The sequence below is a fragment of the Enterococcus mundtii genome (assembly GCF_002813755.1).
GTDB lineage: Bacteria > Bacillota > Bacilli > Lactobacillales > Enterococcaceae > Enterococcus_B > Enterococcus_B mundtii.
The window spans coordinates 997,319-1,014,033 of record NZ_CP018061.1; the positions used below are offsets into that span (position 1 = coordinate 997,319).

At 38.5% G+C, this 16,715-nt stretch carries 16 protein-coding genes; 15 read left to right on the forward strand and 1 reads right to left on the reverse strand.

Annotation, left to right across the window (positions count from 1 at the left end; genetic code table 11):
- The first annotated feature begins 39 nt into the window (after nucleotides 1-39).
- The 6 genes from EM4838_RS04945 to EM4838_RS04970 all read left to right on the forward strand — a co-directional run bounded on the left by EM4838_RS04945 (nucleotide 40) and on the right by EM4838_RS04970 (nucleotide 6,322).
- Nucleotides 40-651, forward strand: a complete 612-nt coding sequence (locus EM4838_RS04945; protein WP_019723230.1) for an ECF transporter S component — start codon at nucleotides 40-42, stop codon at nucleotides 649-651.
- A gap of 555 nt (nucleotides 652-1,206) precedes the next feature.
- The gene (locus EM4838_RS04950) at nucleotides 1,207-2,730 is read left to right on the forward strand and encodes a YfcC family protein (RefSeq protein ID WP_065096592.1); all 1,524 of its coding nucleotides are present in this window, start codon (nucleotides 1,207-1,209) and stop codon (nucleotides 2,728-2,730) included.
- A gap of 376 nt (nucleotides 2,731-3,106) precedes the next feature.
- Nucleotides 3,107-4,447, forward strand: coding sequence for a M20 family metallopeptidase (locus EM4838_RS04955; RefSeq protein ID WP_071866355.1), 1,341 nt, complete (start codon nucleotides 3,107-3,109; stop codon nucleotides 4,445-4,447).
- Nucleotides 4,448-4,670: 223 nt separating this feature from the next.
- Nucleotides 4,671-4,907, forward strand: coding sequence for an AbrB/MazE/SpoVT family DNA-binding domain-containing protein (locus EM4838_RS04960; RefSeq protein WP_071866356.1), 237 nt, complete (start codon nucleotides 4,671-4,673; stop codon nucleotides 4,905-4,907).
- Nucleotides 4,904-5,311: a type II toxin-antitoxin system death-on-curing family toxin gene (locus EM4838_RS04965; protein WP_071866357.1), complete on the forward strand. Its 408-nt coding sequence runs from the start codon at nucleotides 4,904-4,906 to the stop codon at nucleotides 5,309-5,311. Before EM4838_RS04960 ends, EM4838_RS04965 begins: the two co-directional genes overlap by 4 nt.
- Before the next feature lie 279 nt (nucleotides 5,312-5,590).
- Complete coding sequence (locus EM4838_RS04970) at nucleotides 5,591-6,322, forward strand: alpha/beta hydrolase (protein WP_065096588.1); 732 nt, start codon at nucleotides 5,591-5,593, stop codon at nucleotides 6,320-6,322.
- Nucleotides 6,323-6,580: 258 nt separating this feature from the next.
- Here EM4838_RS04970 and EM4838_RS04975 read toward each other — a convergent pair whose 3' ends face one another.
- Nucleotides 6,581-6,802: a ferredoxin gene (locus EM4838_RS04975; protein WP_010735774.1), complete on the reverse strand. Its 222-nt coding sequence runs from the start codon at nucleotides 6,800-6,802 to the stop codon at nucleotides 6,581-6,583.
- Nucleotides 6,803-6,831: 29 nt separating this feature from the next.
- On the opposite strand from EM4838_RS04975, the gene EM4838_RS04980 reads away from it, so the two are divergent.
- The 9 genes from EM4838_RS04980 to EM4838_RS05020 all read left to right on the forward strand — a co-directional run bounded on the left by EM4838_RS04980 (nucleotide 6,832) and on the right by EM4838_RS05020 (nucleotide 16,712).
- Complete coding sequence (locus EM4838_RS04980) at nucleotides 6,832-7,851, forward strand: helix-turn-helix domain-containing protein (RefSeq protein WP_071866358.1); 1,020 nt, start codon at nucleotides 6,832-6,834, stop codon at nucleotides 7,849-7,851.
- Entirely contained in the window at nucleotides 7,838-9,229 is a 1,392-nt protein-coding gene (locus tag EM4838_RS04985; protein ID WP_071866359.1) for a RecQ family ATP-dependent DNA helicase, read from the forward strand. The genes EM4838_RS04980 and EM4838_RS04985 overlap by 14 nt, the downstream gene beginning before the upstream one ends.
- A gap of 84 nt (nucleotides 9,230-9,313) precedes the next feature.
- Complete coding sequence (locus EM4838_RS04990; protein WP_034688017.1) at nucleotides 9,314-9,949, forward strand: SAG1386/EF1546 family surface-associated protein; 636 nt, start codon at nucleotides 9,314-9,316, stop codon at nucleotides 9,947-9,949.
- 126 nt (nucleotides 9,950-10,075) lie between these two features.
- A complete protein-coding gene (cmk, locus tag EM4838_RS04995; RefSeq protein WP_071866360.1) occupies nucleotides 10,076-10,756 on the forward strand; it encodes a (d)CMP kinase in 681 nt (226 codons plus the stop codon).
- Nucleotides 10,757-10,889: 133 nt separating this feature from the next.
- Nucleotides 10,890-12,116, forward strand: a complete 1,227-nt coding sequence (gene rpsA / locus EM4838_RS05000) for a 30S ribosomal protein S1 (protein ID WP_071866361.1) — start codon at nucleotides 10,890-10,892, stop codon at nucleotides 12,114-12,116.
- A gap of 212 nt (nucleotides 12,117-12,328) precedes the next feature.
- Nucleotides 12,329-13,639 (forward strand): ribosome biogenesis GTPase Der, encoded by a 1,311-nt coding sequence (der, locus tag EM4838_RS05005; RefSeq protein WP_010735768.1) that lies wholly within the window; start codon nucleotides 12,329-12,331, stop codon nucleotides 13,637-13,639.
- A gap of 246 nt (nucleotides 13,640-13,885) precedes the next feature.
- Nucleotides 13,886-14,161 (forward strand): HU family DNA-binding protein, encoded by a 276-nt coding sequence (locus EM4838_RS05010; RefSeq protein ID WP_002290178.1) that lies wholly within the window; start codon nucleotides 13,886-13,888, stop codon nucleotides 14,159-14,161.
- A 244-nt stretch (nucleotides 14,162-14,405) separates the two neighbouring features.
- Nucleotides 14,406-15,452 (forward strand): hypothetical protein, encoded by a 1,047-nt coding sequence (locus EM4838_RS05015; RefSeq protein ID WP_071866362.1) that lies wholly within the window; start codon nucleotides 14,406-14,408, stop codon nucleotides 15,450-15,452.
- A complete protein-coding gene (locus tag EM4838_RS05020) occupies nucleotides 15,453-16,712 on the forward strand; it encodes a tetratricopeptide repeat protein (RefSeq protein WP_071866363.1) in 1,260 nt (419 codons plus the stop codon).
- Nucleotides 16,713-16,715: the final 3 nt, after the last annotated feature.

Here is a 16,715-nt window from a genome sequence, read left to right on the forward strand (position 1 = left end):
TAGTTCGCTGAAGAGGAATCCCAACAGGAGGATTTCAACATGAAGAACACCAGAGTACAAAAAATGGTTGCGGTCGCATTATTTGCTGCAATCGGATTGGTTTTGCAATTTTTCTCATTTCCAATCATGCCAACATTTAGCTTTTTGAAAATCGATTTTAGTGATATCCCAGTTTTGATCAGCATGTTTTTATTTGGTCCGTTAGCGGGGATCGTTACCGCGTTTTTACGTTCGATCTTACATTTGATCATGACCGGTTTTAGTCCGGAGAATCTAGTTGGCGACGTCGCTAGTTTCTTTTCAACAGCGGTCTTTACTTTACCGATTTTCTACATCTTCAAAAGAAACAAATACCAAAAAGGAAAAAATCAAATTTTAGGCGTGATCAGTGGAACACTTGCACTAACCATTTTCATGAGTATTGCGAACTATTTTGTGATCACACCTCTTTATTTAACATTTTTAGGCCTTAACGCAACCCAAATGTTAGGTATGCCACTGGCAAATTACATTTTGATCGGTATCGTACCTTTTAACTTGATCAAAGGATTTATCGTTAGTGTGGCATTCCTTGTCTTACACGCCAAACTACTGCCTTGGTTGAGCAGAAAACAACACCAGTTAGAAAAACGACATAGCGTGGTAAAATAAAAGTAAACGACTCTTTTTTAAAAAAACTACGATATATTATAATATAGAAAATACAAGTAAACTTGAAAGTAGTAGTTCCTACTTTCAAGTTTTTTTTTATTAAAAAGGGCATTTCCAGTTATTTATATAGAGCCTAGATAGTTTTTTGGGATGATAACAAATGACCAATCATAGGTATTCTTATAGCTAACACATATTTTTTTAAAGTTTTTCTTAATATTTTGTTATGAAAAAAAATTCAATAACCGACATTGTGTAAGCGTTTTATAAATCGTGTCTGAGTATTTTTTGCCTTTTTGTATAAAAATGTATTTTATGCGTTTTAACGTGAAATTCTTCTCCTTTTGTTTGTTAGATGGACCTGATATAATAGACGACGGAAACGCTACAATTGGTATGAATAAAGCATTTCAATTAAATAATCAAAGGAGGGACAATAAACGAGGGTTTTGAATAAAATTTATCGAATCTACTAGTTATTATTTTTGTTCTTATCATCTTTTTGATAAAATACCGATGTGTCAAAGATTTTTGAAACAAGAAAGGAAGAAGAAAATGGAACAAACAACGAAGAAGAAATTTCAAATGCCTTCAGCGTACTCGGTCTTATTCATTATTATTGCCATTATCGCTGTACTTACATGGTTCATCCCAGCAGGACACTACAGTGTGGATGAAGCCGGTAATATCATTGCAGGGTCTTACGAAAGAGTCCAACAAAATCCACAAGGACTTTGGGATATCTTTATGGCTCCAGTCAACGGGATGTTGGGTGTACCAGCGGGTGAGTTAACGAAAGAAACACCTGCGGCAATTCCAATTTCATTCTTTATCTTAATTGTTGGTGGTTTCTTAGGAATTATCAATAAAACTGGCGCATTAGATGCTGGGATCGCAACTGTTGTGAAACGCTTCAAAGGGAAAGAAAAAATGTTGATTCCTGTATTGATGCTTTTATTCGCTTTAGGTGGATCAACTTATGGAATGGCGGAAGAAACGATTCCATTTTACGCATTATTGATTCCTGTTATGATGGCCGTTGGTTTTGATACTGTCACAGCAGTAGCCATCGTGTTGGTCGGATCTCAAGTGGGTTGTTTGGCATCAACAGTTAACCCATTTGCGACAGGAGTTGCATCACAAGCCGTTGGTATTTCAATGGGTGAAGGAATTGGGTTACGTTTCTTTATGTTCGTTGTCTTACTAACAATCTCTATTATTTATGTGTATCGCTATGCGTCGAAGATCGAAAAAGATCCAACCAAATCTTTAGTATATAATCAGCGCGAAGAAGACATGAAACACTTTGATATCGAAGCAATCAATCGTCAAGAAATGATCACGAAGAAACAAAAACATGTGAATGTATTGTTCTTCCTTACTTTTGGTATCATGATCATTAGTTTGATTCCGTGGACAACATTGAATGAAAACTTCACTATTTTTGAGTCATTGACAAATTGGTTAACTGGCCTACCTGTAATTGGAACTGTTTTAGGTAAAAACATGTTGCCTCTAGGCGATTGGTATTTCCCTGAAATCACAATGTTATTCTTAGTAATGTCAATCGTTGTGGCAATCACTTTTGGTATGAAAGAATCTGATTTTGTCAAAGAATTCTTAGCAGGTGCTTCAGACTTGATCGGTGTAGCAATCGTTGTCGCTGTTGCCCGTGGGATCCAAGTAGTGATGAACAACGGTCTGATCACAGATACGATCTTACATTGGGGAGAACAAGGATTAAGCTCATTATCATCAAGTGTCTTCTTGATCCTTACATTTATCTTCTATATCCCTATGTCATTCTTGATTCCATCAACTTCTGGCTTAGCAGCTGCTACAATGGGCATCATGGGACCAATGGGAGAATTTGCTGGTGTCGGTAAAGATCTAGTAATCACTGCTTACCAATCAGCATCTGGATTAGTGAACTTGATCACGCCAACTTCTGCTATCGTAATGGGTGCAATCGCCATTGCTCGCTTTGATATTTCCGTTTGGTGGAAATTCACTGGGAAGTTGATTGCCATCTTATTTGTTGCTATCTGTGTGATCTTAGGTGTAGCAGCAATGTTCTAATTCTAGACAAATGACAGCCAAAGTTCTATGATAAATGAAGAAACACTATCTATTGACTGAATAAAGAGATATGAATCCTTTATTCACCATGTACGATGTATCACTTGTATGTAAGAGATCGTCGGTAGAAACAAGACCTTTGAAAAAACGAGTTACTCTGTTGATGAAATGGTGACTGAAGAATCCAGCGCCAAGAAATAAGCGACAAAACCCGAAACTTGGATTTTGGGTTTTGTCGCTTATTTCCGAAGGCGTGGGCTTTTTCACAGAAAATTTCGTGAATAGTGTCCTATTGCACTCGAGCAGATGGACATGTGGATCAAAGTAGTATTTTCTGCCGTCATCTTTTTTTTAAAATAATGAGGAGGCAAAGTTGATGAAACAATTTGTAACAGAACAACATCATGAACAAGCATTAGAATCATTAAGTGAGTTGATCAGAATTCCTTCTGTGTTGGATGAATCTGATTCTGGAGAGGGACATCCTTTTGGGGAAAAAGTTGTAGAAGCTTTAGATAAAGTGTTAGAAATCAGTGAAGGATTAGGTTTCAAAACATTTAAAGATCCCGAAGGCTACTATGGTTATGCAGAAGTAGGCTCAGGAGACGAGTTATTTGGTATCTTATGCCATATGGACGTTGTCCCTGGAGGCGATGAAAAAAACTGGGAATCTAAACCTTTTGAGCCAACGATCAAAGATGGCTGGCTAGTTGGTCGTGGCTCTCAAGACGATAAAGGACCTTCGATTGCTGCGATGTATGCAGTGAAAGCATTGATGGATGCAGGGGTAGAATTTAATACGCGCATTCGTTTCATCTTCGGAACGGACGAAGAAAACCTTTGGCGTTGTTTAGATAAATACAATGAAAAAGAAGAAGGAATCACACAAGGCTTTGCGCCAGATGCAGAATTTCCTTTGATCTATGCAGAAAAAGGCTTGCTACAAGCTTACTTGACAGGTCCTGGCACAAATGAATTTTCTGTAAATGCTGGTGGGGCACTAAATGTAGTGCCGGATTCTGCACCATATTCGGGCGAAAAATTGGCAGAAGTAAAAGCAGCGTTAACGAAACACAACTTCGATTTTGAAGATCAAGGTAACTCGATCACAGTGCTAGGAAAAAGTATCCACGCAAAGGATGCCGCAGAAGGTGTCAATGCGATTTCTCGTTTAGCGATCGCTTTATCTGAAGTTTTTGATTTTGCGCCAATTAAGTTTTTAGGTGAATTAGTCCAAGAAAATGCGACTGGTGAAAAAGTAGTCGGAAAGACTGTTGACGAACAATCTGGTGAGTTGACGATGAACTTCGCTAGTTTAGAAATCACACCTGAGCAAACAAAAATCGGGGTGGACATGCGTATCCCTGTAACCTTCAAAAAAGAGGAACTTGTCGAAAAAATGACAGAAAAAATCAAAGCATACGATTTATCATATGAAGAATTTGATTTCTTGGATTCATTATACGTTCCTTTGGAGAGCGAATTGATCCAAAACTTATTAGGAACGTACCGTGATATCACAGGGGACATGACTGAGCCATTTGTTTCTGGTGGAGCAACCTTTGCCCGTACGATGAACCAATGTGTCGCTTTCGGTGCAATGTTCCCTGATACACCAGACTTCATGCACCAAGCCAATGAACGATGGGAATTAAGCAGCATGTATAAAGCGATGGAAATCTACGCAGAAGCGGTTTATCGCTTGTGTGGGAAGTAAACCAATAGTTAGTTAAGAAACGAATAAGAGTTATAAAAAATAACCACCACTATTTTGAGAAACTTTGTCAAAGTAGTGGTGGATTTCTTCACCATCTAAACATCCATAATTAAGCAACAAGCGTAATAGCTATTTCACATACTCAGAAATTTGTTGGAATGTAGATACTATGATAATATGTATCTACATATTGAATATATTATAAACAGAAAGGAAAAAATTAATGGATAAAATTCGTAAATACAAAATCAGAAAATCTGGAAATAGTGATGTAACAACAATACCAAATGAAGTAAAAGAGTATATTGGAGTTAAAACTGGAGAGTCCATTAGTTATATATTTGATAAAGATGGGGCAGTTAGGATAGTAAAAGCACAAGAGGAAATTGATATTGATACTATTGTCGACTCTGTGATGAATCAATATGATCAAGCATTGAAAGATTTGGTCGACCTATGATATATTTGACTTCAAAACACATCATAAAGATAAATGCTAAAGTAATTTTAGCATATTCTCAAGGTGAAACAATCGGTATAAAAGATGCAACTGCACTAGATATGGCAATAAATCAACCTGCACAGTCAGTTTTTGGCAGAGATTTGTATCCTACGATATTTGATAAAGCATCTATACTTACAATCAATTTAGCTACAAAGCATCCTTTTCATAATGGTAACAAACGTACAGCATTTGTATCGATGATTACATTTTTGCAAGCGAATGGATATACAACAACTTTTACCCAGCAAGAGGCAGTTAAATTCATTTTAGATATTACTACTAGTAAAAAAGAATTTGATGAATTAAAACGAACTGTCTCGACTTACCTAACTCGGTCAGGAAAAGTTAATCCAAAGTAGTTCCCACATCGATTTTCCAGTTGATTAATCGTTTCCTAGAGTAAATGAGGCGAGTTCATGCACAACAGTGAATACATAAATTGAGTTTAATATAACAATGTAGGAAACCACCACTATTTTGAGAAATTTTGTCAAAGTAGTGGTGGATTTTCATTGTCACTTGTTCCTCCTTACAAAGATATCCAATAATAACATCTTACATAAAATCATTTGCAATTTTACCGTATTTTATTTAGTGTATAAGAGTATCAAATGAAAGATGACGGAAGGTGATGTTTTTTGAAAATATTCAAAAGGGTCCTGATAGGATTAGTGATCGTACTGGGATTAGGTGCTATCGGAGGTTATTTTTATTGGCAACAAAGTGTGTACGAACCATCGACTCAAGCAGAGCAATCATTTAAGCAAGGAATAGATAAAGAGGATTATTTATTATTCGAATCGCAAAAATCGGCGGAACATCCAATGGTGATTTTTTATCCTGGTGCGCTCGTTGAACCAGAAAGTTATAGTATATGGGCAGAACAACTAGCAGAAAATGGCTATACGGTAGCCATTGCTAAAATGCCTTTTGAACTGGCGATCCTGAGTGGCAACAAAGCAGACAAAATCAGAGAGGATTTCAAAGATCAAGATTTTGTGATTGGGGGACATTCTTTAGGTGGCGTGATGGCAAGTCGTTATGCTAATGCAAATCTGGATGACGAACGATTAAAAGGTATTTATTTCATGGCAAGTTATCCGGATGAAAAGGGGACATTGGCAAAAACTGATTTACCGGTCATCAGTATCACCGGAAGTGAAGACAAAGTCATGAACCAAGAAGCAGCTGATGAAGCAAAAGCTTATTTACCTGAACAAACAGAATTTGTTTCCATCGCTGGAGGGAACCACGGCGGATTTGGTAGTTATGGTCATCAAAAAGGTGATGGTGAAGCAACAATCAGTAATGAAGACCAACAAACAGCAATCGTCACGACCATGATGAATTGGCTGAATCAAATCAAGTAAGAGCGTCACTTTTCGAACCGACGAAAAGGAATGATCCGTTTATAATTGAAAATTTCACAAGCTGATCGGCGGATACAGACGTCTCAAAGGAAGCTCCTAGAAAAATAAGGCGTCATCCACAAAAAAATTTAAGAATCATTTTCGTGGATGACGCCTTATCACTTGAGGGGAATACGATTACCTCATCTATTTTTGTGAGATAGAAAAAACAAGTACATCATCGGACAGTCCTGCTAAAAGTTAGTTGTAAGAGAGCGGTCAATTTTCTTTTTCCAATAAGATTGCTCGAACCGGACATTTTTGATAAGCTTTGGTTACGTTGGCTTCTTCTAAAGGCTGAACGAATTGTTGATGTGCTTCTGGTTCTTGTGCAAATAAGACGATTCCTTCTTCATCATAATCAAAGATATCAGGCGCCTCGATTTGACATAGACCACATGCAATACAACGTTCAGGAACTAATTTACATAATAATGACATATTCACCATCCTAACGTAAGGGGATTACTATGACTGAGTTTATTTTATCTTTATTTTCTTCAAGTGACAAGTTACGAGCAAGCTCACTCTATCAATTATTAAGTGGCAAGCGTACATCCTCGGTACTACTTTTTGGATTTTTTCAGCGATTATTAATTGTTCATGGTTGTTTTCCTTCACTTGAACAAGCAACGTTTGATAAACAGATCCAACAGATGATAGATGAGGGATTATTAAAGTGGGAAGACCGAGAGTTGCAACTGACAAAAAAAGGGGAAATGCGAAGAAAAAAAGAATCCCTCACCGGACTACACTATGATAAGTATGGACGTACAGCTACTACTAGTTGGCGTTTGCTGAAATTCTCTGTACAAGTCGTCTCTCACTTATCCGCCAATGAAACAGCTTATTTACCAGTAGAGACGGGGCCTTTTTATGCGTACCAAGTGAAGAGATGGTTGAAAGAAGCAACGTGTACCAAAACGGAGCTGGTCGCTCAAGTATCAAAGGAACTTTCTACTATTTTTACTCTGATGCCAGACGAACAGGCGAACTTCTTAGCGAACCAATTTTCTGGTAAAAAGCAAACAGGCTTACTCGCGTACCAGCTGACCACTCTTGAAGATGGCGTAGCACAGCAACTATTCCAAGATCAATGTATCCATCACTTATTAGCGATTATCGAACAGCATTCAGATTTCTTGTTATACGATTTGCTGGCACCGTTGCTAAGACAAAATTATAATCAAAGCATGTTAACGACAAGAGCAATGATTTTATCTGGAGATTCAGTGGATCAGGTGATGATCAAGCGAGGGTTGAAGAAAGGGACGATCAATGATCATTTGATCGAGTGGGCCATCTTTTTTGATGATTTTCCTTTTGAACGACTGATCCACTCCGAGACAAGAAAATCTTTAGCTTTGTTGGAGCGACCACTTCTTACACTAAGATATAAAGACCTTGAAGAACAAACGATCGATTACGGAGAATTTCGTTTGGTACAAATCGAGACATTTAAAGGAGGGGATAAAAATGGATTTGCTTGATCCATTGAAACAGTATTTTGGTTTTTCCTCTTTTCGCCAAGGACAGGAAGAGATTATTTCCACCTTATTGAATCAGAAAGATGTTTTAGCGATCCTGCCAACTGGTAATGGCAAAAGTTTATGTTATCAGTTGACTGGCTATTTGCAAGATGGGATGGTCTTGATCGTTTCTCCTTTACTCTCTTTGATGGAAGATCAAGTAGGGCAATTGCAAAAACGAGGAGAGAAAAGGGTGGTTGCCTATAATAGCTTACTTACTAGAAGTGAAAAACAGTATGTGTTAGCTCATTTATCCGAATATAAATTTGTCTTTGTCAGTCCCGAGATGTTGCAGCAACCGGAAGTACTTCATGCGCTGAAGCAACAAAAAATTTCGTTGTACGTAGTCGATGAAGCTCATTGTGTCTCACAGTGGGGCATTGATTTTCGACCGGAGTATCAATCTCTCGGAAGAGTCGCAAAAGAATTAGGATCACCAACTACCTTAGCTTTGACGGCAACAGCCACGCGACCGGTACAAGAAGAGATCGAACACATTCTCTTTCGCATAAAACCCGCCCTCGTCAAACATTCAGTTAATCGAGAAAATATCTCATTATTTGTCTTTCATACAGATGAAAAAGACCAGCAATTACGTCAGCTGATGGCACAAGCAGACGGGGCAATGATCATTTATTGTGCGACTAAAAAAGAAGTCGAACGTCTTTATCAACTGTTTCGCAAAGACTATGCTGTGGGGTATTATCATGGAGGGCTAGATGCCTCACAACGCCGCCAACTTCAACAACAATTCAGTCAAAATCAACTGCAATTTTTGATTGCGACGAATGCGTTTGGTATGGGGATCGATAAAGCAGATATTCGGTATGTCATCCATTATGATCTACCAGATAGCTTGGAAAATTATATGCAAGAAATTGGTCGAGCAGGCCGAGATCAGCGACCTAGTAGCGCTGTGTTGCTTTACCGACCAGGAGATGAAGGAATCCATTACTTTTTCCAACAATTGTCTAAAGAACAACGCCAGATTTTCGAAGAACATCTGTCAACTGGGCAAGCAGAGGCGCCTCAGTTCGATGAGATCCAGCAAAAATGGCTGATGGTAGTAAATGAAATACAAAGTCCTGATACATGGCTTCTTCAATTAAAAAAACAAGAACAAGTGAAAATCAAGCAACTACAACAGATGCTTGATTATATCCATGAAACGACCTGTAGACGAGAACGTCTGATGGACTATTTCGATGAAACTCTCAAAGAGAAGCCTAAAGACTGCTGTGACCGAGATGGCGCATCATTATTTCTAACTGAAACAGGGCAAATAAGTCCAACCGTAGAAGTAAAAGACTGGCAAACGATTTTACTAAATTTATTTTAAAAAAATGGTGCGAGGTATTTTTTTCGTACAATCAAGATTATCCTATGGTATAATAACTAGGAAAGAATTTAGGAGGTCAATAAGGTGAGTAGAAAAGATAGACATCAATCATCAGAAAATAACGAAACACAAGAACCATGGGAACAACCAATTTACGATACAGAGGATGAAGCATCTTCAAGAAGTACGCAAAGACAGCAAAAGAAAGGGAACACCCTGTTCTTATCACTATTTTTGATTTTATTAGTTTTATGTATTGCGATTCCAGCCGGAGCTTACTTCTGGATCAGAAACGGATCAAGTAACAGTGCTACCGCTGCATCTTCTTCCTCTACGACTTCATCGATCGTAGAAAGTTCGACTGTAGAATCAACTGTAGAATCGACGACAGTTTCTAGTGAACCAACTTCTGATACACAATCAGTTGCTGGAGAAACAACACCAACAAGTGCTGTGACACCAGAAACAACACCATCTTCAACAGTAACAGAGCCAGAACAAACAACACCAAGCAGTGTGGCTCCACAAGAAACAACACCTACTTCAACACCAGAGGCAGGCGCAGGTGTTTCAGGTTCAACCACAGTCGTTCAAGCGGGTGAAGGTCCTAGACAAGTAGCAGAACGCGCAGGCATTACAGTCGATCAATTGTTCCAATTGAACGGAATCGATCCAAACAACTACATGTTATATCCAGGACAAGAACTTAGAGTCCAATAAATGGAGTGAAAAAGATAATACTGAAGAGTTGTTTTTCCTCAGAGTATCTTCATAAAATGTAATTAAATAAGGAGCAGTGGCTTGAGCCACAGCCCCTTTTTTTTGAGAAAAGGGAGTTTATGAAAAATGACACGAATTAGTATCGCAATTGATGGTCCTGCCTCTTCAGGCAAAAGTACGGTAGCTAAAATCATCGCAAATGAATTGAACTACATTTATACAGATACGGGCGCGATGTATCGTGCAGTCACTTACTTGGCAATCAAACATCACATTGCTTTTTCAGATGAAACAGAGTTAGTCGATTTGATCAATAAAAACCCTATTTCATTTGAGCAAATGGCAGATGGACAACATGTCTTTGTAGCTGGGCAAGACGTTACTTCAGATATTCGACAACCAGACGTTACACGAGCGGTCTCTGAAGTAGCTGCGCATTCAAAAGTACGCGAAGCTCTTGTTGCGATCCAGAAAAAAATCGGTGAAGATGGGGGTGTCGTCATGGATGGGCGAGATATCGGTACCGCTGTTTTACCAAAAGCCGAAGTGAAGATTTTCTTGGTAGCCAGCGTATCTGAACGGGCACAAAGACGACACAAAGAAAACCTTGAGAAAAATATTCCGACAGACTTAGAAGAATTGACAAAAGAAATACAAGCACGTGATGAATATGACTCTACTAGAAAAGTTTCACCCCTGAAGCAAGCAGAAGATGCGATACGGATCGATACAACCGGTAAAACGATTCAAGAAGTTGTCCAAGCGATCAAAGAAGTGATTCAACAAAAAGGATATTTTCTTGACTAAATAGAAAAAAAGCGAAGAATCCGACCATTTTAATGGAAAACAAACGAAATCGCTTTATTTTTTTCAAATAATCAATTAAACTATAGGCAGTACCGTAGTTAACGGCAGAATGTTGGTTAGGAGGACAAGTGTTATGACAGAATTTGAACAAAATCAGACAGACCAATCTATGGAAGATGCAATGAATAGCGTTCAAGAAGTGAGCGTTGGCGATGTCGTCAAAGGAGAAGTTTTAGTCATTGAAGACAAACAAGCCATCGTTGGAATCGAAGGAACGGGTGTTGAAGGCGTAGTTCCTGCAAAAGAATTATCTACTTTACCGGTTGAAGATATCAACGAAGTGGTAAAGGTTGGCGATACGTTAGATCTAGTCGTGATCAGCACGATTGGTAAAGACAAAGAAAACGGAAGTTACCTTTTATCAAAACGACGCTTAGATGCGAAAAAAGTTTGGGAGGATATCGAAAAAGATTTCCAAGCTGGAAACATCATCGAAGCACCAGTGACAAATGTAGTTAAAGGTGGTTTAGTTGTCGATGTCGGTGTTCGTGGATTTGTTCCGGCATCAATGGTAGAAGATCATTTTGTCGCTGATTTTTCTGAATACAAAGGAAAAACGATGACATTCAAAATCGTTGAAATCGAACCATCAGAAAATCGCTTGATCCTTTCACACAAAGCAGTCGTTGAAACAGAAAAAGAAGCACAGAAAAAAGAATTACTATCAACTATCCAAGAAAATGACGTGATCGAAGGACGCGTTGCTCGTATCACAGATTTTGGTGCGTTTGTTGATTTAGGCGGCATCGATGGATTAGTACACGTTTCTGAGATTTCTCACGGACATGTTGCTAAACCGGGTGATGTTTTAGCTGTTGGCGATGAAGTGAAAGTCAAAGTTCTTTCAATCAATCCAGAACAAGGACGTATCTCATTATCGATCAAAGACACATTGCCTGGACCTTGGACAGATATCGAAACAAAAGCTCCAGTAGGCGCTGTACTTGAAGGTAAAGTGAAACGATTAACTAGCTTTGGTGCCTTTGTTGAAGTATTTCCAACAGTGGAAGGGCTTGTCCACATCTCACAAATCTCACATAAACACATCGCGACACCACATGAAGTGTTGCATGAGGGCGATGATGTCCAAGTGAAAGTTTTAGAAGTCAATCCAGAAGAGCACCGGATTGCATTAAGTATCAAAGCATTAGAAGAAAAACCTGCTTCTGATAAAGAACCAAAAGAAGTTGAGTCTTATGAGTTACCTGAAGAAAACACAGGATTTACAATGGGTGACATCTTAGGCGAAGCCTTAAAAGGGGAAGTAGAAGAAACAGCAACAGATGATTCTGAAAAATAAATGAATGATCGTTCCCGAAGCGCGAATTTACAGCATCAAGGGAAGTTGTACATGTGTAAAACAAGTGGTCTGGGGATTACGTCCCAGACCATTTTCTTTTGTAATAGGCAGTGATCCAGAAAAATACTTGAATGTTCACCGATCTAAGCTTGAAAGTTCGCGAAGTATTCGGTACACTAAGTGAGATTGGAAACATGTGAGGAGGAAAAAATATGGCAAATCCAACAATTGCAATCGTTGGTCGCCCAAACGTCGGTAAGTCGACGATTTTTAACCGTATCGCTGGTGAGCGTATTTCGATTGTCGAAGATACTCCAGGAGTTACTCGTGATCGTATTTATGCTAAAGGGGAATGGTTAGGTCGTGATTTCAGTATTATTGATACTGGTGGGATCGACTTAGGCGATGAACCATTTATGGATCAAATCAAGCACCAAGCAGAAATCGCAATCGATGAAGCAGATGTAATCGTTTGTGTCGTCAGTGGCCGTGAAGGCATCACTGATGCAGATGAAGTCGTAGCAAAAATTTTATATCGTAGCAATAAACCGGTTATCTTAGCCGTTAATAAAGTCGACAATCCTGAAATGAGAAATGATATCTATGAATTTTATGCACTAGGTCTAGGTGATCCCTACCCTGTATCTGGAAGTCATGGATTAGGGATCGGCGACATCTTAGATGAAGCAGTGAAATTCTTTGATGAAGAAGCAGAAGAAGAAGAGGATGATACCATCAAATTCAGTTTGATCGGTCGCCCGAATGTAGGGAAATCTTCCTTGATCAATGCGATCCTAGGTGAAGACCGAGTGATTGTTTCGGACATCGAAGGAACGACACGTGATGCTATCGATACGCACTTCGTCTCAGAAGACGGTCAAAAATTCATGATGATCGATACAGCTGGTATGAGAAAACGTGGTAAAGTTTATGAAACCACAGAAAAATACAGCGTGATGCGTGCCATGCGTGCGATTGACCGTTCAGACATCGTGTTAATGGTCTTGAACGCAGAAGAAGGCATCCGTGAACAAGATAAACGAGTAGCTGGCTATGCGCATGAAGCTGGCCGTGGTGTGATCATCGTTGTCAATAAATGGGACTTAGTCAAAAAAGAAACGAATACGATGCGTGACTTCGAACAAGAGATCCGTGAAGAATTCCGTTACTTAGACTATGCGCCGATTCTGTTTGTTTCAGCTGTGACCAAACAACGATTAGAACGTTTGCCTGAAATGATCGAAGAAGTGAGTATGAACCAAAACTTACGTGTTTCTTCAGCAGTCTTGAATGATGTGATCATGGATGCCGTAGCAATCAACCCGACACCGACAGATAAAGGTAAACGATTAAAGATTTTCTATGCAACACAAGTCGCAGTCAAACCGCCAACCTTTGTTGTTTTTGTTAATGAAGAAGAATTGATGCATTTCTCTTATGAACGCTTTTTGGAAAATCAAATCAGAAAAGCATTTACGTTTGAAGGAACTTCGATCCGAATTATACCACGTCGAAGAAAATAGGCATTTTACCATAGTAGTCCGTTTTTTTCAAAAAAAATAAGCATATTTTTGTATTACGTTTTTATGACTAAAAAAAGCGGTTAAATAATGCCAAAAACCTTGCTATTAAGCGATTCATATGATATCGTGATAACAGAATATTGAAACTTAATCAATATTTCTTATAAACTTCTGGACCACTCAGAAAGTTTTTAAACTAAAATGATGTTCCTATCATATCTCTTGTTGGAGGAGGTGAATCTATCCATGGCAAATAAAGCAGAATTAATCGAAAAAGTTGCTTCAGCTACAGATTTAACTAAAAAAGACGCAACTGCAGCAGTTGACGCTGTATTTTCAACTATCCAAGATGCTTTAGCTAACGGCGAAAAAGTTCAATTAATCGGTTTTGGTAACTTTGAAGTACGCGAACGCGCGGCTCGTAAAGGACGTAACCCACAAACTGGTGAAGAAATCGAAATCCCAGCTAGCAAAGTACCTGCATTTAAACCAGGTAAAGCATTGAAAGACGCTGTTAAATAAGACAGTTGAAAAAAGCGCTTGTGGCTACGGCTACAGGCGCTTTATTTTTTATATAGATGGATAAAAGTGGCGGAAAGCAGTAGAAAGGCGACAACCAAATAGTTCAGCAACCGAATGGAACTCTTTACATATCAAATAAAAGAATAGAGTCGATCAAAAAAGGCATGGGTCCATATACTAGTTTTTCTTATTCTTTTTTTATTTTACTTACTAATGGTAAAATAAAAGAAAAGGGGAGGGCAACATGGAGTTATCCTATCGCTACCAACAAGAAGAAACAACAATCTTTTATGGGGAAACATTTGTCAGTCAGTTGAAAAATGAATCGATTGATCAAGCGATTCTTTTTTTGACGAACCAACGTTATTATGATCTATACGCTGAGAAAATGACACAGTCATTCACGAACAAGTTAGCGATTGATTGGTATATTTGTGGCAATACACAGTGTAATCAATTGTCTGAATTGCATAGTCTCTTATCCTATGCGAGACGCTATCCCGAAAATCGACCGCTTTTAGTAATAGGTTTTGGCAATGAGGGAATTATGGAGTTGGCGGGCTTCTTTCAAAAACATACGTATCTTCAGACTACACTTTGGTTGATCCCCGTCTCGATCCGCTCCATGGCACGGGCACTGAATCCTCAATGCGAGATATTACACAGGCCTAACGAATCGGCTCTTCAAACGACGAACCTTCCAGAACGAATCATTTATGATCGGACGATCAGTGAAAAGCAAATCGAAGGGAAACAAATCGATTTTTTGATTTTTATCTGTTGCGGGTTAGTCTGTGATCATCCGTTTCTTCAAAATCTTTACAAAAATTATCCGAATCGCGAAAAATTATTCAATCGTCCTTTTGCTGGTATGCTAGAAGAAATCATTTATTTTTATCAAGAAGACGCTGAACAAGTGACAAATTATGGTAAACTATTTGAGCAAGCTTTTTATCTGACTGAAAATAGTCATTTGCTTTCCGCCAGTATGAAAAAATTTTTAGGTATCTTGATGCAACTTATCTGGAATTCAGAAATCAAGTCGCTTTCTTTCCAATTGAAGAATTTTTTTATCTGGCTGCAACATCTAGGTTATCCGATTACTTGGCCTGAAGAGATATCAAAAATGGATTATCTAGAAAATGTGCTGGTTTTAGCGGAAAAGAGCAAAAAAATTCTCGTTTTGGAAAAAATTGGTATAATAGATGGATATCAATTGCCAAACGAACAAGAACTATTGAAAACAATGGCGTCCTATGAAAGGATCGTTCAAGAGATTAGAGGGATTTAGATGATGACAAATAGTGAAAAAATGCTACAAGCATTAGCAGACGAAAATTTGACAGAGGCAAATGAATACTTGGCAAAAGCGCTCCAAGAAGATCCGGCTGATGTGTTACAGGAATTAGGAGAAGAATTATTAGCCATCGGTTTTTTAGAAGAAGCAAAGGCAATTTTTGAGCATCTGCTAACTGTATCGCCTGAAAATGATGAATGGAATATTCCGTTGGCAGAAATTGCGATCGAAGACAATGAGATCGATCAGGCATTTGACTATTTAGAAAAAATCCAGCAAGATAGTGAATACTATCCGCAAGCATTATTAGCAATCGCCGACTTGTATCAAGTAATCGGTATTCCTGAAGTAAGTGAAGCAAAATTGAAAGAAGCCGCAACATTATTACCTGAAGAACCATTGATTCAATTTGCATTAGCTGAATTGTATTTTTCAGTTGACCGCTTTAATGAAGCTTCCGCACTTTACGAAATGTTGTTAGCGAATGGTATAGAAGAAATTTCTAGTATTTCCATGCAAGAACGCTTAGGACAATCGTTGAGTATGCAAGGGGATTTTGAAGCAGCCATCCCACCACTGGAAGCTGCTTTAGCCGAAGAACGGACAGATGATCGTCTGTTCCAATTAGCGTTCACGAATCTACAATTACATGAGAACGAAAAAGCTATCAATTATTTGCAAGAATTACGGGAATTGAATCCACAGTATCAATCTTTATACCTTTATCTAGGTCAGGCCCTTCAAGAAGAAGAGATGATCGAAGAAGCACAACAAGTCTTAGAAGATGGTATCAAAGAGAACCCATTCCAAGTAGAACTTTATCACTTAGCTTCGGAAAATGCCTTTCGTCTACATGACAAAGAAAAAGCAGAGAAGTTACTACTTGATGCATTGACCGTCGGTGACAAACAAGATGAAACGTTATTGACGTTGAGTAATCTTTACTTGGATCAAGAACGTTATGAAGACGTTGTTCAAACAGTCAACCAAATGGAAGAAGTTGCTAATCCATATGCAGAATGGAACCTCGCTCATGCCTATAATCAATTAGAAGATTTTGCGGTAGCAGCAGTCCATTATGAACAAGCAGCCCATGAATTAGATCATGAACCAGATTTCTTGAAAGAATATGCTTTATTCTTACGTGAAGAGGGTCAATTAGCAAAAACACGAGAATTATTGGAACAATATTTAACTTATGAACCGGGGGATATGGAGGTCTTGTCGCTATTAGATGATTTAACAGAGAGGTGATGA

Excerpts from the sequence above, each read along its gene's own strand:
- EM4838_RS04960 (WP_071866356.1), top strand. The coding sequence starts at position 4,671 with ATGGATAAAATTCGTAAATACAAAATCAGAAAATCTGGAAATAGTGAT.
- EM4838_RS04955 (WP_071866355.1), top strand. The coding sequence starts at position 3,107 with ATGAAACAATTTGTAACAGAACAACATCATGAACAAGCATTAGAATCA.
- der (WP_010735768.1), top strand. The coding sequence starts at position 12,329 with ATGGCAAATCCAACAATTGCAATCGTTGGTCGCCCAAACGTCGGTAAG.
- EM4838_RS04980 (WP_071866358.1), top strand. The coding sequence starts at position 6,832 with ATGACTGAGTTTATTTTATCTTTATTTTCTTCAAGTGACAAGTTACGA.
- EM4838_RS04975 (WP_010735774.1), bottom strand. The coding sequence starts at position 6,802 with ATGTCATTATTATGTAAATTAGTTCCTGAACGTTGTATTGCATGTGGT.
- EM4838_RS04985 (WP_071866359.1), top strand. The coding sequence starts at position 7,838 with ATGGATTTGCTTGATCCATTGAAACAGTATTTTGGTTTTTCCTCTTTT.
- EM4838_RS04945 (WP_019723230.1), top strand. The coding sequence starts at position 40 with ATGAAGAACACCAGAGTACAAAAAATGGTTGCGGTCGCATTATTTGCT.
- EM4838_RS04950 (WP_065096592.1), top strand. The coding sequence starts at position 1,207 with ATGGAACAAACAACGAAGAAGAAATTTCAAATGCCTTCAGCGTACTCG.
- rpsA (WP_071866361.1), top strand. The coding sequence starts at position 10,890 with ATGACAGAATTTGAACAAAATCAGACAGACCAATCTATGGAAGATGCA.
- EM4838_RS05020 (WP_071866363.1), top strand. The coding sequence starts at position 15,453 with ATGATGACAAATAGTGAAAAAATGCTACAAGCATTAGCAGACGAAAAT.
- EM4838_RS05010 (WP_002290178.1), top strand. The coding sequence starts at position 13,886 with ATGGCAAATAAAGCAGAATTAATCGAAAAAGTTGCTTCAGCTACAGAT.
- cmk (WP_071866360.1), top strand. The coding sequence starts at position 10,076 with ATGACACGAATTAGTATCGCAATTGATGGTCCTGCCTCTTCAGGCAAA.
- EM4838_RS05015 (WP_071866362.1), top strand. The coding sequence starts at position 14,406 with ATGGAGTTATCCTATCGCTACCAACAAGAAGAAACAACAATCTTTTAT.
- EM4838_RS04965 (WP_071866357.1), top strand. The coding sequence starts at position 4,904 with ATGATATATTTGACTTCAAAACACATCATAAAGATAAATGCTAAAGTA.